Annotated in this window: 21 protein-coding genes; 10 read left to right on the top strand and 11 right to left on the bottom strand. The window is 59.7% G+C overall.

All coding sequences use genetic code 11. The features are described 5' to 3' along the window. Nucleotides 1-329: 329 nt before the first annotated feature. Complete coding sequence (locus ACQKP2_RS04930) at nt 330-1,130, top strand: lytic transglycosylase domain-containing protein (protein ID WP_427574829.1); 801 nt, start codon at nt 330-332, stop codon at nt 1,128-1,130. On the opposite strand, the gene ACQKP2_RS04925 is transcribed toward ACQKP2_RS04930, so the two are convergent. Together ACQKP2_RS04925 and ACQKP2_RS04920 are read right to left on the bottom strand one after the other, a co-directional pair. Further along, nucleotides 1,127-1,498 (bottom strand): DUF6632 domain-containing protein, encoded by a 372-nt coding sequence (locus tag ACQKP2_RS04925; RefSeq protein WP_427574827.1) that lies wholly within the window; start codon nt 1,496-1,498, stop codon nt 1,127-1,129. The two genes, ACQKP2_RS04930 and ACQKP2_RS04925, sit on opposite strands and share 4 nt — an antisense overlap. A 151-nt stretch (nt 1,499-1,649) precedes the next feature. Next, entirely contained in the window at nt 1,650-2,585 is a 936-nt protein-coding gene (locus ACQKP2_RS04920) for a LysR substrate-binding domain-containing protein (protein ID WP_427574901.1), read from the bottom strand. A 90-nt stretch (nt 2,586-2,675) separates the two neighbouring features. Here ACQKP2_RS04920 and ACQKP2_RS04915 point away from each other — a divergent pair, with 90 nt between their 5' ends. Next, entirely contained in the window at nt 2,676-3,620 is a 945-nt protein-coding gene (locus ACQKP2_RS04915; protein WP_427574825.1) for a DMT family transporter, read from the top strand. An 89-nt stretch (nt 3,621-3,709) separates the two neighbouring features. Continuing rightward, complete coding sequence (locus tag ACQKP2_RS04910; RefSeq protein ID WP_427574824.1) at nt 3,710-4,021, top strand: cupin; 312 nt, start codon at nt 3,710-3,712, stop codon at nt 4,019-4,021. 174 nt (nt 4,022-4,195) lie between these two features. Here the strand turns inward: ACQKP2_RS04910 and ACQKP2_RS04905 are convergent, their stop codons facing one another. Continuing rightward, a complete protein-coding gene (locus ACQKP2_RS04905) occupies nt 4,196-5,140 on the bottom strand; it encodes a LysR family transcriptional regulator (protein WP_427574822.1) in 945 nt (314 codons plus the stop codon). A gap of 260 nt (nt 5,141-5,400) precedes the next feature. On the opposite strand from ACQKP2_RS04905, the gene ACQKP2_RS04900 reads away from it, so the two are divergent. Together ACQKP2_RS04900 and ACQKP2_RS04895 are read left to right on the top strand one after the other, a co-directional pair. Then, nucleotides 5,401-7,026: a GMC family oxidoreductase gene (locus ACQKP2_RS04900; RefSeq protein ID WP_427574821.1), complete on the top strand. Its 1,626-nt coding sequence runs from the start codon at nt 5,401-5,403 to the stop codon at nt 7,024-7,026. Then, entirely contained in the window at nt 7,023-9,041 is a 2,019-nt protein-coding gene (locus tag ACQKP2_RS04895) for an alkyl/aryl-sulfatase (protein WP_427574819.1), read from the top strand. The genes ACQKP2_RS04900 and ACQKP2_RS04895 overlap by 4 nt, the downstream gene beginning before the upstream one ends. A gap of 244 nt (nt 9,042-9,285) precedes the next feature. On the opposite strand, the gene ACQKP2_RS04890 is transcribed toward ACQKP2_RS04895, so the two are convergent. Further along, nucleotides 9,286-9,864: a DUF4337 domain-containing protein gene (locus ACQKP2_RS04890; protein WP_427574818.1), complete on the bottom strand. Its 579-nt coding sequence runs from the start codon at nt 9,862-9,864 to the stop codon at nt 9,286-9,288. A gap of 268 nt (nt 9,865-10,132) precedes the next feature. Here ACQKP2_RS04890 and ACQKP2_RS04885 point away from each other — a divergent pair, with 268 nt between their 5' ends. Then, nucleotides 10,133-11,722 carry an ArnT family glycosyltransferase gene (locus ACQKP2_RS04885; protein ID WP_427574816.1) on the top strand — a complete coding sequence of 530 codons (1,590 nt, stop codon included), beginning with the start codon at nt 10,133-10,135 and terminating at the stop codon, nt 11,720-11,722. Nucleotides 11,723-11,724: 2 nt separating this feature from the next. Here the strand turns inward: ACQKP2_RS04885 and ACQKP2_RS04880 are convergent, their stop codons facing one another. Together ACQKP2_RS04880 and ACQKP2_RS04875 are read right to left on the bottom strand one after the other, a co-directional pair. Continuing rightward, on the bottom strand, nt 11,725-12,345 hold the full coding sequence (locus tag ACQKP2_RS04880; RefSeq protein ID WP_427574815.1) for a glutathione S-transferase family protein: 621 nt from the start codon (nt 12,343-12,345) through the stop codon (nt 11,725-11,727). Continuing rightward, nucleotides 12,342-13,391, bottom strand: coding sequence for a GlxA family transcriptional regulator (locus ACQKP2_RS04875; protein WP_427574813.1), 1,050 nt, complete (start codon nt 13,389-13,391; stop codon nt 12,342-12,344). The genes ACQKP2_RS04880 and ACQKP2_RS04875 overlap by 4 nt, the downstream gene beginning before the upstream one ends. A gap of 121 nt (nt 13,392-13,512) precedes the next feature. Here ACQKP2_RS04875 and ACQKP2_RS04870 point away from each other — a divergent pair, with 121 nt between their 5' ends. Beyond that, complete coding sequence (locus tag ACQKP2_RS04870; RefSeq protein ID WP_427574811.1) at nt 13,513-14,154, top strand: HD domain-containing protein; 642 nt, start codon at nt 13,513-13,515, stop codon at nt 14,152-14,154. 107 nt (nt 14,155-14,261) lie between these two features. On the opposite strand, the gene ACQKP2_RS04865 is transcribed toward ACQKP2_RS04870, so the two are convergent. The 3 genes from ACQKP2_RS04865 to ACQKP2_RS04855 form a co-directional block, all read right to left on the bottom strand. Further along, complete coding sequence (locus ACQKP2_RS04865) at nt 14,262-14,744, bottom strand: cupin domain-containing protein (RefSeq protein ID WP_427574809.1); 483 nt, start codon at nt 14,742-14,744, stop codon at nt 14,262-14,264. A 301-nt stretch (nt 14,745-15,045) separates the two neighbouring features. Continuing rightward, the gene (locus ACQKP2_RS04860; protein ID WP_427574808.1) at nt 15,046-15,588 is read right to left on the bottom strand and encodes an ester cyclase; all 543 of its coding nucleotides are present in this window, start codon (nt 15,586-15,588) and stop codon (nt 15,046-15,048) included. Beyond that, a complete protein-coding gene (locus tag ACQKP2_RS04855; RefSeq protein WP_427574806.1) occupies nt 15,576-16,697 on the bottom strand; it encodes an alkene reductase in 1,122 nt (373 codons plus the stop codon). Before ACQKP2_RS04855 ends, ACQKP2_RS04860 begins: the two co-directional genes overlap by 13 nt. A gap of 110 nt (nt 16,698-16,807) precedes the next feature. Here ACQKP2_RS04855 and ACQKP2_RS04850 point away from each other — a divergent pair, with 110 nt between their 5' ends. From ACQKP2_RS04850 to ACQKP2_RS04840, 3 genes are all read left to right on the top strand, one after another. Further along, on the top strand, nt 16,808-17,719 hold the full coding sequence (locus ACQKP2_RS04850; RefSeq protein WP_427574804.1) for a LysR family transcriptional regulator: 912 nt from the start codon (nt 16,808-16,810) through the stop codon (nt 17,717-17,719). A gap of 109 nt (nt 17,720-17,828) precedes the next feature. Continuing rightward, on the top strand, nt 17,829-18,227 hold the full coding sequence (locus ACQKP2_RS04845; RefSeq protein WP_427574802.1) for a VOC family protein: 399 nt from the start codon (nt 17,829-17,831) through the stop codon (nt 18,225-18,227). 113 nt (nt 18,228-18,340) lie between these two features. Next, nucleotides 18,341-19,720, top strand: coding sequence for a purine-cytosine permease family protein (locus tag ACQKP2_RS04840; RefSeq protein WP_427574800.1), 1,380 nt, complete (start codon nt 18,341-18,343; stop codon nt 19,718-19,720). A gap of 684 nt (nt 19,721-20,404) precedes the next feature. On the opposite strand, the gene ACQKP2_RS04835 is transcribed toward ACQKP2_RS04840, so the two are convergent. Then, nucleotides 20,405-21,502, bottom strand: a complete 1,098-nt coding sequence (locus ACQKP2_RS04835; protein ID WP_427574798.1) for an acyltransferase family protein — start codon at nt 21,500-21,502, stop codon at nt 20,405-20,407. A gap of 349 nt (nt 21,503-21,851) precedes the next feature. After that, on the bottom strand, nt 21,852-23,174 hold the full coding sequence (locus ACQKP2_RS04830) for a purine-cytosine permease family protein (protein WP_427574797.1): 1,323 nt from the start codon (nt 23,172-23,174) through the stop codon (nt 21,852-21,854). Nucleotides 23,175-23,229: the final 55 nt, after the last annotated feature.

The following is a 23,229-nucleotide window of genomic DNA, read 5'->3' as shown; positions in this document are numbered from 1 at the left end:
TCGGGCCATTGAGAAGTTCGCGCCGGGATTGATCGGGATCAGGCCTGGAAGCCGTCTTGATTTTCTCGACCAGAGAATGAATAGCATCGTTTGCCGATTTTGCGAGTGACAGGCTCGGGTCGTTTCAAGACGCACCTGATAATCAAGACCGACGGAAGTTCTTCTCGATCGCCCCTCAATCCGTACAAACCGGCAGCCCGTACGTCAACGCAAGTTCCAAGGCCGGTTGCAAGGGGTATAACTATCAGAACAAAAAACGGGTCACCCGCAACAGGCCCTCCAAAGGCAGCCCCCGGACCTGATCGGCGCCCGCGGCGCGGAGCATTGTGATGAGTTCCAGAGCATGGCGATGGGCTCGCAAGAGCCTTCTTGGCTGCATCGAACTGACCTTGCTGGTCACTCCACTGTGCGCCAGCGCCATGTTCAAGTGCCAGGCCAGGGACGGAACCATCAGCTACACCCGCCAGGACATCGCGAACGCCCGTTGCACTCGCGTCAATGGCATGGCAGACACGGGCGCCAGGGCAATGGCCCTGCCACGGGTCGTGCGAAAAGATGACTCGGGCGCGATGCGCATTCGGGTCTACACCTTCATCCACAGGGGCGTTCGTCAATATGTGAGCCGGCGCCCTGTCGGGATCTCCGCACGGGTCGATGTCCTTGAGCTCTATTACATCAAGGGCTGCTATCTGTGCACGGCGCCGAAGGATTTCAAGGTCACTTCACTGCGCCTGGACACCCAGTCCTATCGGCGGGAAATCGAAGCCGCTGCGGGTCATTACGGTGTCGACAGGGCGCTGGTCCGCGCGGTGATACACGCCGAATCGGCGTTTCGCCCCAACGTCATTTCCGAAGCCGGCGCGCGGGGGCTGATGCAGTTGATGCCCTCCACCGCCGAGCGCTTCGCCGTGGACGATCCGTTCGACGCACGACAGAACATTCGAGGCGGCGTGCGCTACCTGGCCTGGCTGCTCAAACGCTTCAACGGCAACCAGGTGCTGGCGTTGGCAGGTTACAACGCCGGCGAAGCGTCCGTGGTCGAGTACAACGGGGTGCCTCCCTACGCCGAGACGCAATCCTACGTCACGCTTGTGCAGTCCTTGACCGAACGCTATCGCAACCAGCGCTAGACTGTGCGGGGCGTCAAGATGGCCAAGGCAACCGCCACGATGAAGAGCGCCGGCACATCACCTGCCAGGTGCCCCATTTGTCCCGGCTGGGTGACCGCCTGGATGGCCATGATTGCTGCGTGTACGACGCTGGACCACACGGTGAACCAGATCAGGCTCAGATTGGCCAATGGATCACGTGCGGCCAGGATCAGGAACGCGCCAAGTGTGGCGTAGATGCCAACGATCATCATCGGGTAGTCCGAGTGACCGACGTGCCAGGCCCAGCCGGACGGCCAGAACAACATCAATGGGTAGAGAGCAAGGCACGCGAGGCCAGCCAACACCAGAACGATGCGCAAATACCTGAGGCGATCGACTACGGTCATGGCGGCCTCCTCTTTGGGCCTTTCTCTGAATAGACCCCTGGCTGGTTGATACACCCTGAACGCAAAGCTCCACCTGCTCAATCCGTTCCGGCAGCAGACCAAGCATAGCTACTCATTGGCTATCGCCCCGTCCACCGGCAGCCATGGGCCGTCAGTCGTCCATCGATGCCAGGAGCCACTGCCAGAAAATCTCGGCGCAGGCGGAACGCTTGCGATGCTTTTGCGACACCAGGAACTCGCCATTGCCCGTCACGCATTCAAAAGACGTCACCCGCTGCAATTCTCCCTTGGCCAGCGCCTCGGCAGCCATGAACGTCCAGGCCAGACCAATACCCATGCCTTGTTGAACGGCCCGATAGGCCAACGTCAGTTGGTTGAAGACCGGGGCTTTGTCCCGCGGTGTGTAGTCGATGCCAAAGTGGCCGAACCATTCATGCCAGTCCAGGCATTGCCAGGCGCGGGTGTCGATCTGCACCAGGTTGGCCTGCGCCAATTGTTCCAGCGTCTTGATCGCCGATACATCCTGTGACGGATGGGCCACGGCATAGACGACTTCCGGTAGCAGGAAATCGCTGTCCAGCGAGGGCCATTCGCCAGAGCCGTAAAGAATGCCCACGTCGAAATCATTGAGGCTGGCCTCGTCGAACTCGTTGATCGCGTGAACGTGCACGGCAATGTCGGGGTATGCCTTGTTGAATTCGATCAGTTTCGGGAACAGCCAGAACTGGGCCAAGGCATGGGTCGCCAGCACCGAGACGGCGTTGGACTGATGGACATTGCGAATTCGCGTGACGCTTTGGTACATCGTGGCGAGAAGCACGTTGACCGTCATCAGCAGCTCATCGCCTGCGCCGGTCAGCTCGACGCCCCGTGGTTTGCGCTCGAAGAGCGGGACGCCCATGCAGTCTTCAAGCTGGCGCATCTGCTTGCTCACCGCGCTCTGAGTCAGAAACAGCTCACCCGCTGCCCCCGTGAAACTGGCGTGTCGTCCCACGGCCTCGAATGTGATCAGGGTTTCCAGTGGGGGCAAGGTACGCAGGTAACGGTTAATGAGGATTCTCCTGAACGGGTGATAGCCGCACGACATTCCGCTTGGGAATGGGTGACCCACTTTTTATCGCAGGTTGCGCTTGTATACCATGGCTAGAATGCCGCTAAACAGCCTGTCAGAGCCAAGATGATGAACAGTGGGATTGTATTTGCGATTTTGGCGGGTGCCATTTGGGGAGGCGTGATTATCGCCCCGTCGTTACTGCCGGAATTCAATGCGGTGCTGATCAGCAGTGTACGGTTTGCGATGTACGGGCTGATCTCGCTCCTTGTGGCTTTACCGCTTGCATCGCGCCTGCTTCGCAAGCTGACGCGCCGCGATGCCTTGATGCTGCTGCGTCTTTCATTCACCGGAAACATTTTGAACTACGCACTGCTGGGCGCTTCCGTACAGCTGAGCGGCGTGACTGCCGCAGCCCTTATCAACGGCATGATGCCGGTCGCCATTACCTTTCTGGGGCGTGGCGATGCAGGGTCCCTGCCCCTGACCAAGCTCAAGCTGCCCCTGCTGCTGGTATTCCTGGGCATCGTATCGGTCAGTCTCGAACACTCGGGCGCGCAGGCAACCGGTACTTCGCTGTTTTCCCAATTGCTGGGCCTGGCCTGCGGGTTCAGCGGCGTGGTCTGTTGGTCGTGGTACGCGACCCACAATGCCCGTTACCTCAAGCAAAGCCACTTCAACAGCAGCGAATGGTCGACGTTGGTGGGCATCGTGACGGGCGTCGTGGCGGTCGTGTTCGGCATCGCGGCCTTGCTACTGTTCCCGAACCTGGTACCCGCTCAGGTTGAAAACAGCCGCTGGACGGTTTTCCTTTGGGTCTGCCTGTTCCTGGCACTGTGTGGTTCGTGGGTTGCCAATGCGCTATGGAATGCCTGCTCGCGTCGAATGGCCTCGTCATTGAGCGGCCAGATGATCGTGTTCGAAACGCTGTTTGCCTGTGTATACGGTTTTCTGTTCAGCCAGCGGGTGCCTGGCTTGATGGAGGTGACATCAATCGCATTGTTGGTGGGTGGGGTCGTCTGGGCGGCGAAGCGCCATCGGGTGCTGCCAGTGAAACAGGTTGAACCGTAGGCGCCGCTGGCCGTTTTCTACCTGTCACGGACGGTCAACGGTTCTGATAAATTGCTACACATTCACTCCACTTTCGAGATCCACGATCAATGAGAGTTATTCGTAGCAAGGATTTCACAGCCACTCGCGCCTGGGGTGCTGACGACATCGCCAACATGGATGGAACCACCGTCCGACTGCACTGGACCGACCAGCCATACAAGTGGCATGTCAATGATGGCGAGGAGGTATTCGCAGTCCTCGACGGCACGGTCGATATGCATTATCGCGAGTCAGGCATTGAACACGTCGTGACATTGGTGGTGGGCGACGTGTTTTTCGCAGGGGTTGGATGTGAACATGTTGCACATCCTCGCGGAGAAGCGCGGATTCTGGTCATCGAACGTGAGGGCAGCGTTTGAGTTGCCCAGGCTTTCGCTCGTGATGATCAGTGCCCCGACAGATCGTTCAGGATCGATGGCGGGCATTGAAGACAGGCCGCTGTGGGCCGATTGCTGCCTGCCAGGGACGACAACTGCCGCCCAAGAGCGGGGGTTTTGAGTAGAGAAAATAAATCCTTCCCCGTTATCCCCGCTTTATCCCCCCTTCCCGCCGTCTGACAGCGATCTGGTTTCGTCAGTCTGCGCCAGGTTGCAGGCCCCGATGATGTCGATGGCCTTCTGCGCGATCGGTGACAGTGTCCGATGCGCCAGATAGGTAATGACGAATTGCGTGGAGACGTCAGAAGCATCCTCGAAAACGATTCGCCTGAGATGGCCATTGCGTAGCTCGTTGTGCACGGCACTGAACGGCGCAAAGAGAATGACATCCGATTGCAGGGCCAGGTCGCGCAGCACCTGGAAGTTGTTGCATTCGATGTCGAATGAAAAGCTCTGTGCAGCCTCCAGGCGCATGAATGCCCGAAAGGCTTCCCGGGCATCGTCAGGCACCGGCACGCAGGCCAGGGGAAAGTCGCGCAACAACGAGACCTCGTGCTTTTGCTGCTCGAACAGCGGATGCCCGCTGCGAGCACACCAGCCGCAGGGCATCGGCGGCAGTTGCAGGATGGTCAGGTCGGGGAACGGTGCAATGGCCTGGCGTGTCGTGACGAGAAAGTCGTAGCGCTCCTCGCGCAGGTGCTTGAGCAACATCTGCCAGTCCTCCACTTCGGCCCGGATCTTAAGGCCTGGATGGGCACCGCTCAGTTGAGCCAGGGTTTCGGTGAGCAGTGTCGCGGCAGGGAACGGGCCGATGCCGAAGCTCAGCTCGCCCAGTTCGAAATTATTGAACAGCTGCACATCGCGCTCCAGCGCGCGCAATTCAAACAGTGCCCGGCGGGCGCGTTCCAACACCAACTGGCCGCCCGGGGTCATCACGATGCCCCGTGGCTGGCGGTCGCAGAGCGGCACACCGAGCGTGTCCTCCAGACTCTGAATACTGCGCGTCAAGGCCGACTGAGTGAGATGGACCTTTGCCGACGCCTTGACGAAGGAGCCTTCCTCGGCCAAGGCCACAAGGTGTTCGAGTTGCCGAAAATTCATGGTATGAGCCTGATGCAATTAAGGCATTCAAAATATGCAATAGAAGTATATCTACCTCTGCTTTAGCCTGCTCGCAACCCCCCCAATAAAAACAAGAAGAGACGTTAACCATGAATGCTCATGTCTGTTTTGACCCGTCCAGCATCCGCGCAATCCTGGATCGCCAGCCCGTAGCCTGAGGCCGGCCACGCGATTGTTCCACTTGCGTTCGCACGTGCCTGACGCGTGCGCTCCTCTCGCCAGAATCCCGGATTTTTTCAATGACTTACGATTACATCATTGTCGGAGCCGGCTCTGCCGGCTGCGCCCTGGCCGGCCGCCTGGCCGATGCGCGGATTGGCAGCATCGCCCTGCTCGAAGCCGGTGGCCACGACCAGAAGCGAGTGATCAGCGTGCCCATCGGTTTTGCCGCCACGGTACCCAAGGCCGGCGCCTTCAACTATGGTTTTGAAACCGAACCGCAGCCAGGCCTCGATGGCCGGCGGAATTTCCAGCCACGCGGCCGTGGCCTGGGCGGATCGTCGTCTATCAACGCCATGGTTTACATTCGTGGTGTACCCAGCGACTACGACCATTGGGCTGAGCAGGGTTGCGAGGGGTGGGGCTGGCAGGATGTCCTGCCGTATTTCAAGCGATCGGAAGGCAATATCCGCCTTGCCGGGCGCCAGCAGAACGATCTGCATGGCGGACGCGGACCGCTGAAGGTCGCCGACACGCGCAGCACCAACCCCTTTGACCGGCGCTTTATCGAAGCCGCGCAGGCGGCGGGGCATCCCTATAACGATGATTTCAACGGCAGCACCCAGGAAGGCGTGGGTTTCTACCAGCGCACCCAGCTTGACGGCGAACGCTGGAACGCCGCGCGCGCCTATCTGCACGGTGGCCAGGGGGCGTTCAACGGCGGGCGCGAAAACCTTTCGGTACTGCCCGATACCCAGGTGCTGCGCATCCTCTTCGAGAGCAAGCGTGCGGTGGCGGTGGAAGTGGTGCACAACGGCGAGCACAAGGTGCTGCGCGCCCGCCGGGAAATCATCCTCAGCGCCGGTGCCTTTGGCTCGCCACAGCTGCTGATGGCTTCAGGCGTCGGACCGGCAGAGCATCTGACCGAGCATGGCGTCGGGCTGATCCACGATCTTCCTGCGGTGGGCCAGAACCTTCAGGAGCATGTGGATGTCCAGTTGCACAAGCGCCTGTTCAGCACCGACCTCTACGCCGCGACCATCCCCGGCGGCCTGCGCCTGCTTGGCGAGTGGCGGCGCTACCAGCGTGAACGCTATGGCATGTTCGCCTCGAATATCGTCGAGACCGGGGCGTTCCTGAAAAGTCGCGCCGAGCTTGCGGAACCGGATCTGCAGTTGCACTTCGGCACCGCCCTGGGCGACACGAAAAAGCTCGGCACACACGGTTATAACTGCCATGTCTGCGTATTGCGTCCGCACAGCCGTGGCCAGGTCCGGCTGGCCAGCGCCGACGCGCGCGTGGCGCCGAGGATCGACCCGAACCTGCTGGGCGATGCGCGCGACCTGGAAACCCTGCTGGCCGGTGTGCACATCGTCAAGCGGATCTTCGACCAGCGTCCTTTGGCAAGCCTGGGTGGCCAGCCCCATTGCCATGCACACCTGAAGTTCGATGGCAGCGACGACGAGGCGGTCAAGCAAATGATCCGCGAAAAAGCGGCCACCGCGTTCCATCCGGTGGGTACCTGCCGCATGGGGGCGGACGCCGATTCGGTGGTCGATCCGCAGTTGCGGGTGCGAGGTGTGCAAGGGTTACGGGTAGTGGACGCATCCATCATGCCCACACTGATCGGAGGCAATACCAATGCGCCGGCCATGATGATCGGCGAAAAGGCCGCCGATATGCTTATTGGAGAGCAAGTGCAATGAAGTCCCGCGCGCACATTTCCCTCACCGGGCAGCGTCATACTCATCGGGGGCGTCAGGGTGTCCTGGCGCTGGCGCTTGCCGCCGCTTGCCTGGCACCCGCCCACGCCGAGGGTCCGCTGGCACTGGCCAAACCCGCCAGCCCGGCCACCCTGGCCAGTAATGCGGCAATGGCCAAGGCCTTGCCCTGGGACGACCGGCAGGATTTCGAGGATGCGCGCCATGGTCTGGTTGCGGCCTTCTCCGGGTCGATCAAAGACGATGACGGAAAGATTATCTGGGACACCCGCCAGTACGATTTCCTCGCTGCCGACACGGTCCCGGACACCGTGAATCCGAGCCTCTGGCGGATGGCCCGGCTCAATGCCAATGCCGGGCTGTTCAAGGTCGCCGATCGACTCTACCAGGTGCGTGGCATGGACCTGGCGAACATGACGATCATCGAAGGTGATGAGGGCCTGATCATTATCGATCCGCTGATGACCCGCGAGACGGCGCGGGCTGCACTGGATCTGTATTACCGCAATCGTCCACAAAAACCAGTGAAGGCGGTGATCTACAGCCACAGTCATCTTGACCATTTCGGCGGCGTACGCGGGGTGATCGATGAGGCCGATGTGATCTCCGGCAAGGTGCAGGTGTATGCGCCCGGCGGATTCATGGAGGAGGCGGCAAGCGAGAACGTTTTCGCCGGCAACGCCATGCTCCGTCGTGCCCAGTACCAGGGTGGCTCACTGGTACCGCGCGGCGCGCGCGGCCAGGTCGACACCGGTATCGGCAAGGGCGGACCGGCCGGTGGCACTTATGGCCTGATCGCACCGACGGTGTTGATCGACAAGCCTTACCAGCAGCTGCGCATCGATGGCGTCGACATCGAGTTCCAGCTGACGCCCGGCAGCGAAGCGCCGGCGGAGATGAATCTCTACCTGCCGCAGATGCGGGCGCTGTGCATGGCCGAAAACGCCACCCATACCCAGCACAATATTCTCACCCCACGGGGTGCGCTGGTACGCGACGCCAAGGCCTGGGGCCGCTATATCGACGAAAGCCTGGTCCGTTACGGCGACCGCGCCGAAGTACTGTTTGCCCAGCACAACTGGCCGACCTGGGGGGGCGAGCGTATTCGCACAATGCTGGCCGACCAGCGCGACATGTACAGCTACATCAACGATCGCACCCTGCATCTGCTGAATCAGGGCATGACGTCGACGGAGATCGCCGCGGTCATGCAGAAGTTGCCGGGCGATCTGGAGCGCAAGTGGTACACCCGCGGCTACTACGGTTCGCTCAAGTTCAACGCGCGCGCTGTCTATCAGCGCTACCTGGGTTTCTATGATGGCAACCCGTCGAATCTCGATCCCTTGCCGCCCCAGGAGGCCGGCGGCCGATACGTCGAGGCACTGGGCGGCGCCGGACGGGTTCTGGAGCTGATGCAGGCGGCAATGGCCAAGGGTGACTATCGCTGGGCAGTAGAGCTGGGCAACCACCTGGTCTTCGCCCAGCCGGACAACCGTGTCGCCCGCGAGACCCAGGCCGATGCGCTGGAGCAGCTGGGTTATCAGGCAGAGAGTTCACTGTGGCGCAACATGTACCTGAGTGCCGCCGTCGAATTGCGTAACGGAGTGGGCGAAGGCGCTGCACGCAAACCCGCCACGGACCTGGTGAAGGCCCTGGAACCTTCCATGTTCTTCGATTTCCTGGCGGTGCGCCTGGATGCCGAGCGAGCCCAGGGTCACGACATGCAGTTGAACTGGAACTTCATCGATCTCAAGCAGGCGTTTGCCCTGACCCTGCGCAATGGCGTCCTGACTTACCGTCAGAACAGCAGTCATGCCCACCCCGACGCCACGCTGAACATCGACAAGGCGACCCTGGATCGTATCAGCCTCAAGCAACTGGATTTCCCGTCCGCACTCAAGCAGGGTCTGGTCAAGGTCGAGGGCGATCCGCGCAAGCTGGGTGAACTGATGGGCTTCATGGATAACTTCTCACCGTCGTTCAACATTGCCACGCCTTGATCGCGGTACTGCGAAAGGGCGGCGCAAGGATTTGTAGCTTTCGAGAAGTAAGTCTGAAGGCGTTTAAACACGCACCCTACGAGTCATGCTGTTCACTTAAACGTAGGTATTTCTGTAGGAGCGAGCATGCTCGCGATGAACCTGAGAGCGACGCGGGGTGTCAGGTCTCCAGCGTTATCGTTGACGACCATCGCGAGCATGCTCGCTCCTACAGCGTTTCCAATCCCCTTTCTGCGCCTGCAGTCTAGATATGCAACCAGGCCAGCGAACCCAACATCACCCCTACCCCGGCGGCACCCAACGAGACTCGTCTGAGCCACTCCTTGCGTGTGAGCAAGGTGATGGCCGCCAGCGAAATGGCGATTTGAATCGCCGTCATCGCCTGAGCCCAGCGGTGATGCTGGTGCAGCAACTGTTCTGATTTTTCATCCCACTCGCGGGCCGCTTGTTCGAAGGTTTCGGCCTTCTTGCGCGCCTCCTCTTTCTGCTCGCCGTAGCGCCGAGCCTCGGCCACGTAGTGTGCGGCGTCCAGTCCCGGGAGGTGACTGGCCAGATCCGCCAGGCTCTGCCGGCTGGACTTGGCCTGGTAGTAATTCCACTCGTTGGCGGCTTCGGTTTTCTGGATGGCGGCGTTGTTCTTGTCCATGGCCGCTTCGCTTTCCGTCGAGCCGGCCTGGTAGCTGATCAAGGCGCCGACAGTCGCCATGATGGCCGTCATCACCGCGACCTTGCTGGCAAAGCCGTCGCCGTGGGTATGTGCGTGATGGGTGGCGTGCTCGATATGTTGTTCGTGCGGGCTTGGGACTTCGAATGCTTCAGACATGGGTGTCGATCTTGGAGGAATGAGGGAACGTGGACTCGAACTTACGCTCAACTAACGCTATTTAATCGCTCCTGACGGCCATGTTTTAAATGAACAATTTTTCATCTTGCAAATCATGGTTTTATGTCAATTGATGGCGCGCCCGCCTTTAATTTTCAATCAATGGTTTATTCGCAAACTCCTCACAACTTCATCACATTTCGCCGGTTAGCCTCGTAGTTCCAGCCGCATCCCCGACGCCAGGGCGAGCGCAACCAGCGAAGCAGCCATGAACAATTCGTTAGTCCGGTTTTTCAAAAGTGACACAGGTGCACTGATACTGCTGCTTGGCGTATCCGCGTTTCTATTGCTGTTCGGGTTGGGATCAAGGGAGTTGTGGGGCGCCGAAACGCGCTGGGCGAACATTGCGCTGCAAATGATGCAGACCGGTGATTATTTCGACCCTTACCTCAAGGGCATGCCCTATTACGACAAGCCCTTGCCGTCCTATTGGCTGATCACCGCCACTGCGCACTTGATGGGCGGCCTGGGGCACTGGTCACTGCGCCTGTCTTCGGTACTGGCGGCGTGGTTGAGTGTCTGGCTGGTGTACCTGATCGGCAGGCAGCTCTACAGCAAAGGCACCGGCCTGCTGGCCGGCTGGTTTCTGGCGACGACGTTCTATTTCGTGTTCTGGGCCCGGGTCGCCACAGCCGACATCCTGACGGTGTGCGGTGTGCTGGCGGCCTACTGGTGGTACTGGCGCGGCCCGGACGACACACGGCTGGGCCGCTACACCGTGTTTTTCCTGATGCTGGCCGTGACGTCGCTGTTCAAGGGCCTGATCGGTTTTATCCTGCCGGGGCTTTTGCTGTTGCCACACCTGCTGAGCGAGGGACGCTGGAAAAACCACCTCAACCCGCGCCTGTTGCTGGCGATGCTGGTGGGCGGCCTGGTCTACATGGTGCCGTTCATGCTGTCGCACCGCTACGGCACGCCGACCTTCGGGTCGAACGGGCTTGACCTGGTCTTCCGGGAAAACGTAGTGCGGTTCTTCCAGCCCTTCGACAACATCGGCCCGATCTACACCTACCTGCTTTACCTGCCGATCTACACCCTGCCGTGGGCACCCTGCTGGATACTCGGCCTGTGGGTGGCGGTGCGTAATTGGAAGCACACCGAACCCAACGTTCGCTGGCTGATCGGCGGCCTGGGCTTGCTGTTCCTGTTCTTCACCGCCAGTGGCAGTCGCCGCAGCTACTACGTATTGCCGTTGGTGCCGTTCGCCCAGTTGCTGGCGGCGTGGTGGGTCACCCGGCGCATGGCCGCGCGGGAAGCGGCCGGCAAAGCCAGCGGGCCGGGTTGGGCCAGGGGCATTGCCGGTGCGGCAGCTTTCCTGTTTCTGGTCATTGGCGTGATCTACCCCTGGACCAACGGCGGCGTCTTGCAGTTCACCCAGGATGTGCGCGCCCAAGCCATCAAGACGGCACCGTGGAGCGAGTGGCGCCTGGTGCTGGTGGATGTCGACAACAAGCTGCCCATGTACCTGCAGAACCATGGCGCGCCGTTCTACTACGTGCAGCCGGATTCGGACATTCCACTGACCGGCGACAGCGCCGCACTGATGACGTGGCTGGAAAAGACCAGCGGCCAGACCTGGAACCCTGAACGCACGATCATCGTCGAGCAGTATCAGGACATCAAACAGCTGCCGCTGGATTACCTGAGCGCCGACCACCAGTTGATCACCACCAAGCCCACCAACGGCGAACGCTATTTTCACTCCAGTGAGAATGGCAGCGCGGCGTTCATTCCCAAGGTGAAGATCGCAGGTGGCCCGGTGGATGGGCAAGCTGCGGCGCAGGCGTCGGTGCAATAGGCTTATTTGTCAGCAAAAGCCGCCAATCCGCGCTGAACGGCGGGCCTGCTGACAATGGCGTCAAACCACCGTAATAACACTGGAAGGTCACCCCAATTCAAATGCTCCCGCATGGCCAGTACCAGGGTGAAGGCCGAGATATCGGCCATGGAGAAGCTGTTTGCGACCATGAAGTGGCCGGTTAAAAAACGTTCCGAATACGCTATTTGCTCCAGGACGCGCCTCTCCAGTTGTGCAGCGGCATCGTCAAATCCTTTGCCCCGCAGGAAGAAGGCGGCATGGCTTGGCGCAATGACATCGGTCACGAAGTAAAAGTAGCGCTCGTATACGGCGGTTCGCTCAGCGCCGCCACAGGCAGGTGCCAGATGCCCGGGGGCCTTGGCATCGGCGTACTGAATGATCGCGTTCGATTGACAGATTATCTGCGGCGGCGTGCAGGAGTGATCCACCAATGTCGGGACCTGCCCTGCCGGGTTCAAGAGTAAATACGCCGCGTCTTTGTGCTCGGCGTTCTTGAGCGACAATTTCCTGGCCACATACGCGATTCCAGCCTCCTCCAAAGCGATGGCCGCTCGAAGGCTGTTTCCGGTCTCGGCACCGTAAAGTTCGATCTGCTCACTCATTCGATACTCCGCTCTGTCTGAACCATTTTGGTGTCCGGCGCGAACCGCATCGCATAATCCCTGGGGCTTATTCCCAGGCGTCGGACGAACGCCTTGCGCAGTACGTCGATACTCCTGTAACCGCAGCGGCGAGCAATATCGTCCATCGAACGCCCGCCCATCTCAAGCGCCCGGCAGGCTGCCTCCAGCCGTATGTCTTCAACATACTTCGCCGGCGTGGTGTGCAAGTCTCGCTGGAATGTCCGTATCAGCGTTCTCACGCTGGTGGCCATGCGGTCAGCCAGTATCTCCACGGTGAGGTCCGATTGCAGGTGTTCGCTGATCCAGATGCACAACGCATCCAACGGAGAGCCCGGCACGCGCTGTGATTGCAGTGTGACGCTGAACTGCGCCTGTCCGCCCGGCCGACGCAAGAACAGGACGAGGTTTTTGGCGATCTCCATGGCGGCAGCGTCTCCCAGATCCTCACCGACCAGCGCGAGGGCAAGATCGATGCCCGCGGAAATTCCGGCAGAGGTGTACAGGTTGCTGTCTTTCACCCAAATGGGGTTGGCGTCGACCTCAACCTTGGGATAACGCGCGGCCAAATCACGCGCCATCTGCCAGTGGGTGGTGGCACGTCGACCATCCAGCACCCCGGCATCCGCCAGTGCAAAAGCGGCAACGCAAATCGAACACACCCGCCGCACCCCTTGGCTTTGGGCCTGGATCCACTGACGGACCTGTTCATCCGGGCAGCCGATGGAGCTCCAGCCAGCAGCGACGATCAATGTATCAATCGGCTTGCTGGCGCGGCGTTCATCGCTGAGCGTCGTGTGGGCCGTCAGGTGGATGCCCGTTCCGCTTGCCATCTGAACCTCATCCCCTGCCGAGACCAGTACCAGTTCGTAGGGCGCGGCGCCGTTGTCGTTCAGTTTGTTGGCAAACGCAAACACCTCCGCAGGACCGATGACGTCCAGCGCATCCACGGGAGGCAGGCCCAGGATCACGATCCTTTTTTGCTCCCGGCTGCCCGCTGGAGCGCTGCTCTTTGTGCGTGTTCTCACGGTATGCCTCTGCAGGTTTCGAGCCTCACAACTTGGCACGAATCAACTGAAAATAGTCAATTTTGCCGCGGTGGAAATTCTACATTAGACCCACGTCAACACTCATCACAGGAAGACCAGCATGAACACACCAGTAGCCATAGGCGACATCATCGCTCCCGACTCAGCGCTCACTCGCAAGGCTGCATCGCTTGTTCAACGGGTCCATTCCAAAGCGCTGCTGAATCACGTGCACCGCACCTGGTGGTTCGCAGATTTTCTGGGCAAGGCGCGAGGCTTCAAGTACGACCGCGAAGCGGTGTATCTGGCGGCGTTACTGCATGACCTGGGCCTGACTGAAGAATTCCTGGCCCAAGATCGCTTCGAGGTTGACGGCGCTGACGCCGCAAGCGAGTTCCTGAAATCCAATGGCTATGCCGATGCCAAGGCGCAGCTGGTCTGGGATGCGATCGCGCTGCACTCCAGCGGCGCCATCGCTGTTCGCAAAGAGCCTGAAATCGCATTGGTCTACATGGGCGCTCACGTCGATGTGATGGGGCTGTTCATTGAAGAAATCACTCCATCGCTGATCGACGACACGCTCGCACTGTACCCGCGAGTGGGAATGAAAGCCGCCTTCACCCAGGCACTGGCGGAAGTTGCCCGAAAAAAACCTCACACCGCCATTGGCACCGGCCTGGGTGATATAGCCAGACGGCACATACACGGCTTCGATTGCCCCAACGTGTGCGACCTGATCGAGAACGCACCTTTTGACAGCTGATCACTGCCTGAGCACAGCCTTGACCTGAGCCAACGGAGTACCTGCAATGCAACGGCGTAAATATCTAGTGACTGCGTGATCTCATTAACCCGACGAATACCGCCTCTTTATTTTGACGAATTACGAGGATCGTCATGACTATCAATATATTCAATACCCAGCGGACCCACTCCATAAACTTGAGATATATATTCTCCGGATCTGGCCCAATGAAAATGCGGAGTATTCGCCGGGAGTACTACTACACTACCAGGCCCATAAGCAACCAGCTTGTTCGGGTCAAACACAGTTCCGAAACCAATATAAAACACACCGGATATCACAGTATATATGCGGTCTTCAGGATGTGTATGGGGCATTAGTTTAGTACCGTTTGGCACTTTGACACGCACAATGTATGGGGCTGGCTTACCAGGATCACCGACCAGAACAGCCAGCTTTACTTCTTTCGGAAACGCTGGAAAGCTTCGCCACTCCACATCTTCATTATACAAAGCACCGGTTTTACCAAGCGGCAATGACTGCGCTTGAACGTGCGGCATGGCTGTTACTGCGACAAGGAGGGTTGTCAGGCAAGTAACCTTCATCATGCTCTGAATCATGCTCTGAATCACAAAGACCACCTTAGTTATACATTAATAAAATCGGCATCAATATCCGTAGCCTGATACGCAAGTCGTGGCGAGTGATCGCCACTTACAAAAACATCCTGCCCAGCTTATTTATAGTCCACTCTTGTGATAACTCCGCTGATGCGAATTTCAGTTGATACGCAATGTAATCAATGAACAAAACCAGCCCGAGAGCTTCGACGCTCACGCCAGCGATACCGATCCGGTGCACGGATACCTTGCTGATCTCTCGATAGGTTCAGCCGCGCGTCTTGAACCCTCAATGGCCGACCACACCGATCTGCTGCAAAAACGTCAGGTTGTCTTCCAGATGCCAGTTCTCGGCGATCCGGCCGTCGGCGATGCGGTAGATATCCGTGGCGATGAAGTCAACCGCCTGGCCTTGTCCCTTCACGCCGTTGAAGGTTCCGCTGAAATGCCCGGTGAAGCGCAGGTGCGACACGACCCGGTCACCACTGACAATCATCTGCCGCACTTCACACTTGAGGTCGGGCACGGCGGCGTGGAAAGCCGTGGATGCCGCCAGCGGGCCGGCGATGCCTTGCGCCCGGCCCGGCGGCAAGGCGCGGTCCATGAAGTCCGGGGCCAGCGCTTCTCGTGCCAGCTGCGGATCGCCGGACGACCAGAAGGTCGCATAACGGCGTGCGGCGAGGGTTTGAGTCTGGAGCCGCTGGGGATCCGCGCCGGGGTCGCTGATCAGCACGGTCGGGGTAAGCAGCGCGGGTTCGGCGGCGACCGCATGCTGGCTCAGTACGGTTGCGGTGACGGTAGCGGCCAGCAGGCCTGAAATCAGCGAGCGCATGGGGTTTCTCCAACGTTGATAAAGGAGTAATCGCTGTAGCCCTCGGCTGTGCCGCCAAACAGGGTGGCGGGATCAAGGGGCGCCAGCGGCAGGTCCTGCGCCAGGCGCAGCGGCAGGTCGGGGTTGCCAACGAACGGCCTGCCGAACGCCACGAGGTCGGCGTAACCCTGGCCAATGACCCACTCGGCGCGGGCACGGTCATAGTTGCCGGCGACGATGATCGGCCGGGTGAAGCGTTCGCGAAGCGCCTGACGGAACGATTCGGTAAACACCGGCGCATCGTCCCAGTCGGCTTCCACCAGGTGCAGATAACCGATGCCCTTGGCTTGCAGGTACTCGGCGGCTTCGAGAATGGTCGGGAGGATGTCCGGGCACGCCATGCCTCGGGCGGTCAGAAACGGCGCCAGGCGAATCGCCGTGCGTTGCGCACCGATTTCGTCGCTGACGGCGTCGACCACTTCCCTGAGAAAGCGCAGGCGATTGTTGCGCGAACCGCCGTATTCGTCGGTCCGCTTGTTGGACGTGGTGCGCAGGAACTGATCCACCAGATAGCCATTGGCGCCGTGAATTTCCACACCGTCAAAACCGGCACGCATGGCCCGGCGAGCCGCCTGGCGGAAGTCGTCGACGATCCCGGCGATTTCGCTTCGGCTCAGCGCCCGGGGCGTCGGGCAATCGACCATGGCGCCCTGCCCGGTGGCCGGGTCGACTTTCCAGATTTGTCCTTCAAAGGGTTCCGCCGAAGGCGCTACCGGCAGTTCGCCCTTATGAAAGTCAGGATGGGACATGCGCCCCACGTGCCACAGTTGCAAAAAGATCCGGCCGCCCTCGGCATGCACGGCGTCGGTCACGCCCCGCCAGCCTTGCACTTGCGCTTCGTCGTGAATGCCCGGCGTAAAGGAATAGCCCTTGCCCTGCGGGGAGATCTGGCTCGCCTCGGTCACGATCAATGCCGCCGATGCACGTTGTGCGTAGTACTGCGCGTTCAGGGCATTGGGAATGTCGCCAGGTTGGCTGCTGCGGGCACGGGTCATGGGCGCCATCACGACCCGGTGAGGGGCATCAAGGCCTGCGAACGCGATGGGGGTAAACAAGGAAGGAGTCGTCATGGTGAGTGTTTCCTGAGCCAGTGAAAGGTGATGGGCTCAGTGTGCGATCGAGGATTGCGTTTGATAATTGGGCTAATCTTTGATGGATTCTCAAAAATAACGGAACAATCATGGACAACCTGGAAGCCATCCGCCTGTTCGTCGAAGCGGCTCAGTTGGGCGGGCTTTCTGCAGCGGGCCGCAAATTGGGTCTTTCGCCGGCGGCTGCCAGCGCCCGATTGCTCAAGCTTGAAACCTCGCTCGCCACTCGCCTGTTCGAGCGCACCACACGCCAGTTGCGGCTCACCGATGAGGGGCGGATTTACCTGCAACACTGCCGTCAGGCGTTGCAGGCGCTGGACGACGCCCGGGCGGCCCTGTCAGCGGAGAAGAAGGAAATTCGCGGCAAGGTGCGTGTCTCCGCGACTTCGGATTTCGGCCGCCATGTGCTCAATCCCTGGCTCGATGAGTTCACCGACCTGTATCCCCACGTCGTGCCTGCCCTGCTGCTGTCTGACTCGCTGTCTCACCTGATCGCCGACGATGTCGATCTGGTGATTCGCTTCGGTGTGCCACCGGACAGCTCGTTGATCGCACGACCGCTGGCCAGCAATCGCCGCGTGCTGTGCGCCGCGCCGAGCTATCTGCAACGCAAAGGCAAGCCCGATCACCCGGACCAGTTGGCCGACTTCGACCACATTGTCGCCGGCCAGTCGGGGTGGTCCAGCGAGTGGCGCCTGCAACGCGGGGAGCAAACGGTGGTGTTCAAGGTGCCTCTGGAGGCCGCGCGCGAAACCAATGACGGTGCGCTGGCAAGGCAATGGGCAATCGATGGCCACGGCATCGCGCTCAAGTCGATCTGGGACGTCAGCGCCGACCTCGCGGCGGGACGTCTGAGCCTGGTCATGCCCGAATGGCAAACCGCCGAGGCCCCTGTGCATGCGCTCTACCCTGGCAGTCGTTACCTGGCACCGCGAGTGCGGGCACTGCTGGACTTTTTGAGCCAACGGTTTGAGCAGGCGTCGCGGGAGATTGCTCTCTAGGAACGATATTTCCGCTTTTTTTGATAATCCATCAAACACCAGCCCAATTTTCAAATGCATGGCCGAGTCGCACCATGGCATCCCTTCATCGGCATTGCAGGGCCTCCTCATGCATCTGGATCACGCAAACATCGTCACCCCGGATCTCGACAGGACCGTGGACTTTTTTACCGACGTGCTGGGATTCACGACAGGCCCCCGTCCGAATTTTCGGGTGCCGGGCGCCTGGCTCTATCGCGACGGCCGCCCGTTGATTCATCTGACCCAAGCCACCGCCGGATCACCCACGGCCAGCGTGTCGCCGCGCATCGACCACATTGCATTGCGTGTCGCCGACCTTGAGGAATGGAACACCCTGCTCGCCCGCGTCAAAGCCCGCGGCCTCGAATACCGGCTCAATACGGGCAATGACGGCAGCGATTTCCAGCTATGGGTGCTACTGGCGGCTGGCGTCAGCATTGAAATCATCGTCGGCTGCGAGGATGCCGAACAGACGGCAGGGGTTTGAATCGACGGCGTGATCCATGTCGTGAGTCGTTGGTAGCTACGAGGTGTTCGTGGTCAGGTCGACGCCTATTCGGTCCCCCACTGATAATCCGTGGATTGAATCAGGAGGTGGTCGTGAAGCTTGAAAAGCGAAGTATCGAGTTTGTCCCCCACGCCGAGCGCTATGGCACACCCAGACGGTTGTTCACGATCTGGTTCAGTTCCAATTTCCAGGTGACTGCACTGATGGTCGGTACGTTGGGTATCGCCTCGGGGTTGAGTTTCGCCTGGACGTTGCTCGGCCTGCTGATCGGCAACCTCGTCGGCACCATCTTCATGGCCGCACACTCTGCCCAGGGCCCGCATTTGGGTGTCCCGCAGATGATTCAGAGCCGCGCACAATTCGGTGTCTATGGCGCTGCGATTCCCTTGCTGGTGATGGTCACGGCGGCGGTGCTGTTCCTGGCCGCCAGTGGCGTCCTGATGCGCGATGCCTTGAAGGCACTGCTGCCCATCAGCGATGACCAGGCCATCGTGGTGGTGGGCATTCTGACCTTCATTATCGGTTTCGTAGGCTATGAGTTGATCCACCGTCTGGGGGCGTGGATGAGCCTGATGTCAACGCTGGTATTTGCCAGCGCGCTGGGTTTGATCCTGCTGCACCCCAACGACGCGATATCGCCAGCGACCATTGGCCAGGGCTTTTCCCTGACGGCCTTCAACCTGGTCGTCGCGCAGGCGGCGTCCTGGACATTGGGTTACGGCCCTTACGTGGCGGATTACTCGCGTTACCTGCCGGCCCACGTCAGCACACGCGCCACGTTCTGGACAACCTACTGCGGCTGCGCGCTGGGCTCTTTCGCCATGATGGCCCTGGGCGCTCTGGTGGCCGTTGCGATTCCGGCAGCGCTCGGGCATGACCCTGCGACCGCCATTGCCATGCTCTTCGGCCGCTGGGCACCCGTGGCACTGGGCGTGATTGCACTCGGGGTGATCCAGTACAACGTGCTCTGCCTGTACAGCGCCTACATGTCTTCGGTGACGATCTTCGGCGGCTTTGGCGGGCTGCGACACGTCACCGCTTCTGTAAAAGCGTCGGTGATGGCCGTGCTGAGCGTAGCCGCCACCCTGATCGCCATCGCCACCCAGTACAATTTTGACACCTTCTTTGCCGACATCCTGATTGGTCAGCTGTATCTGCTGATCCCCTGGAGTGCGATCAACCTGGCTGACTACTACTGGGTGTGCCGCGGTCACTATGAGGTGGGTGATCTGTACGACCCCAAGGGCCGGTACGGACGCTTCAATCGACGAACGCTGGCGGTGTATGCCGTCTCGATCATCGGCACGATCCCGTTCATGAAGCTTTCGTTCTACACAGGCTTCGTCGCGAACTGGCTGGACGCGGACATCAGTTGGGCCGTGGGTCTGGTGCTCGCAGGGGCACTGTACTGCATGGTCAACAGCCAGCCCTCAACCAGGCGGCGTCCATTCCAGGCGACGGTTCCCGACTGAATCGTTGGCGACATGGGCCAGGCGAAGATTGTGAAGTGGCGGCCGCTTGTCCATGGCCCGCTTTGGATGGCAGCCCTTCGCCTCCCTGCCTGATTGAAACCCATCCGTCGAAATGCTCCCTGACCCGGCCTGAGTCATTCATGAACAAGGCCGTCGGTCACTTGCAGCCACTCTTTCTGTTGAGGGGTTCAAACTGCGAGGTGCGACTCTAACGGAGGCGTACGACAATGAGCATGACCCTACTGAGCGCAATAACCGCAGCACTGCTGACCACAGCCTGCCTGACTGCGCTTGCAGACTCCAACGACGCGGCCGACAGCGCATCCGGATCGATCCAGGCAGTCGGGAGAAATGGTTCTCACTCGATGCACCCCAACGCGCCACTGGCAGCCGGGCAATTCGCTGACAATGACGAATCGGGATACATCCAGGCAGTCGGGAGAAATGGTTCCCACTCGATGCATCCCAACGCGCCTTTGGCAGCCGAACAAGTCGCTGACGATGACGTAGAGGTGCTGCAGCCAACAGGAGCTCAATAGCCACGGGCCCCGGGGAGTGACTGAGGCCACCGCATGAATGCTCGAAGCCCGCAGCCGTCAACGGCCGTTGCCGGAGTGACAAAGATCCGGCATGGCACCCAACATCCGGCCTTCGCGGGCTTCGTTCACTCGCCATTCCAGCCAATTATTCTGCGGGTTTACGACCCGTCACTAACGTCGACTCTGAATGGGATTTACGGCTGCCATACGCAGTAAAAAACTGACTTAACTGGCGCCCGAATCGGATACAGGGCTTTTCAATGACGAACCAGGAAACACTGGCCAACGCCAGCGATACGGCGATCGTGACGGCCTGATTTGAATGAACGCCGAAATTCGGAAAATCCACGGCCATGACTTTTTGTATGGGCCATCCGAATACATAGACGCCATACGAAAAATCGCCTGGAAGCCGCAATGCCTTGATGGGGCTGGTGGTCATCAGCCAAAGCGCAGTCATCAAAAAGGCCGGATAAAACACAAACTGAAACGCCGACCCATTCCGGAAAACCCAAGCAAAGAGGATCAAGCCGGAAACGATACGGATATTGATACTGACCTGGTCTTTGTAAAGTGCAAGAAGTGCCCCAAAAGCAAAAAAGGCCGGGAGGCGACCACCGATATCAACGTTCATCAGGCCAATCAGTACAATTTCTTCCGGAAAAAGCATTGAAACAACCAGTATGGCGACAAGCACCACCGTCGCGAAGAGCCGGTGACGGAAGACTCCACAGAGCCCTGCTGCGAGCAACAGAGCGTACATGATCAGTTCATAGCGGATCGTCCAGATGGACCCGTTGGTCAGCGGGTAGTTGCTGTGCTCGAATACACCGGGCAACGAATATTCGACGTAGGGGTGCCGCAATATGGCTGCAAACGCGGGGCTATCGGCAAAATAATTATTGATCGGCAGCGTGGTGAATATTGGGCCAAGCAGTAGTACGCAAGCGGCCGCACTTACGAGGATTGCCGGAAACACCCGAAATATCCGTGCCAATATAAAATGAAGGGGTGAACTGTTGCTCATCCAGCTATTGGTGACAAGAATACCGCTCAAGAAAAAGAAGAACTCAACAGCCAGCGATCCCGAATAATCAAACCCAAGCAATCGTCTGATAGGCTCCGTCGTCTCAGGCCCCGGAACAAGCGCGTAAGCATGCCCCCAGATGACCGCACATGCCGCGACGAGGCGCAGCAAATCTGCGTTGTTATTGTCCCTGAGCAGAGCGTGATCCAGTTTCATTGAATTGCCTCCGGAATGTACGCACGAAGGAAAAACCGATGACCTTTATGACATTTTTGCCCGTTGCGGCAGGTGTGTCCGATAGGGTCTGAGTGTAGGTGGTGCTTTGCTGCGGCTACTGAACATGAAAATAAAGACATGTTGCATGACTTGGCACGCGACCAGCCCAATGGCGTCAACGGCCAAAAACAGGTGTGTTGGCGCAGCTATGGGAAGAACCTGAACGCCCCCTCGCGAGATCATCCAGCTGCCGTCACCGAACATCCCGTCCGTGACTCACGATCCGCTTCCAGTGGCCCGCCCCAATTGCCTGGAGCGGGCCTGCCTGCAAGGTGTCCGCGCAAAGTACCTAGTCCGCCACCTGCAACGGCAATGGGCCTCGGCGAGATAAAGCTGCCTGCAAGGCAAACGCAACCACTACGGTCGAAGGTGCCGAAAAGCTGCTCAAGGCCCCGCCGAACAGCATCAGTGCAAGCCCAAGCGCCGTGGCGCCGAACCAGGCCAGCAAACCGGCCGAATTGAACGCTGGCACCCGTTCAAGTGCGTCCACTTCACTGCGTCCGTGGAGAATCTGCGCCAACGCCACGCCCACCCAGGCCACCACGAAAATGCCCTGGTAGGCCAACGCCTTGAGCAAGTAGGAGAACACGTCGGCCAGCATCAGGCAGTAGACGATCACCCCGACCGTCAGCGCCCACGCCAGGTACGAAGCGCGCAGGCCGAAGCGGGCAAAGAACGCCTGCATGTTCATCGTTGCCAGGTAGTAATTGGCGGTGTTGATCCGGGTTTGCGTGGCCCAGACAAACAACAGGCCCCACAGACCCATCAACTGCAAGATGGCCATGACCACTGACACCTCGTTCAGTGCGCCTTCGTGGGGAATGCTGCTGACCAGATAGATGCCCGCCGCGCCATTGAGCAGAAATGTCACCGCATAGAACGGCATGCCGAAGTTCCAGCGGCCGTGATAGCCAGCGTCTTCAGGCTTGCCGAAACGGGCATAGTCGAAGGTGAACAGCATCAACACCCAGACGCCCATGTAGGCCACGAAGCAGTCCCACCAGCCGAACGCAGCGGGTGTTGCCGGACCGAAATCCAGCCATTGCGGCTGGTAGCCATAACGACTGATCGACAGCCCCACCGCCACCAGCAAGCCCCCCAGATACACCGGCAACAGCACGCCGTTGAGCTTGTCCAGCCAGTGCTGCACGCTGCCCAGGATCATCGGCACGCTGTACAGCACCACCAGCAACGCGGCCACTGGAAAGACCAGTTGCGGATACAGGTGATTGAGCGCCACGGCGATCACCGAGCCTTCGAACACCGCGTAGTAGATCGCCGTCGAGAAGAAGATCAAGGTCGCCAGGCAAGCACCGGTACGGCCGAACAGGATCCGTGAAAACAACGCCACCGACAGGCCGCTGCGGATCGCGAAGCGACTGAGCACACTGTTGACCAGCCCATAGCTGATCACCGACACGACCATGCCGATCAGTGCATTACGGGCGCCGTATGACAAGGCCAGTGACGCGCCCACCACGATGTAGAACATCGCACTGCACACCGCCCACCAGGCCATGGTCAGGGACAGTCGCCCCATGCGCGCCTGGCTTGAAACAGGATGATCGGCCGGGTCTTGCCCGGTTTGACTCGATTGCGATAAAGCAGCCATATGCGTGAACTCCAGAACCAGTCAAAGGTTGAAGCGCGGGCAGCCGCCACCGCAC

Origin of the sequence: Pseudomonas sp. NPDC089569 (assembly GCF_050280625.1) — a bacterium.
Classification (GTDB): domain Bacteria; phylum Pseudomonadota; class Gammaproteobacteria; order Pseudomonadales; family Pseudomonadaceae; genus Aquipseudomonas.
Note: the sequence above shows the minus strand (reverse complement) of the source record. Positions and strands in the feature narration are given on the sequence as shown.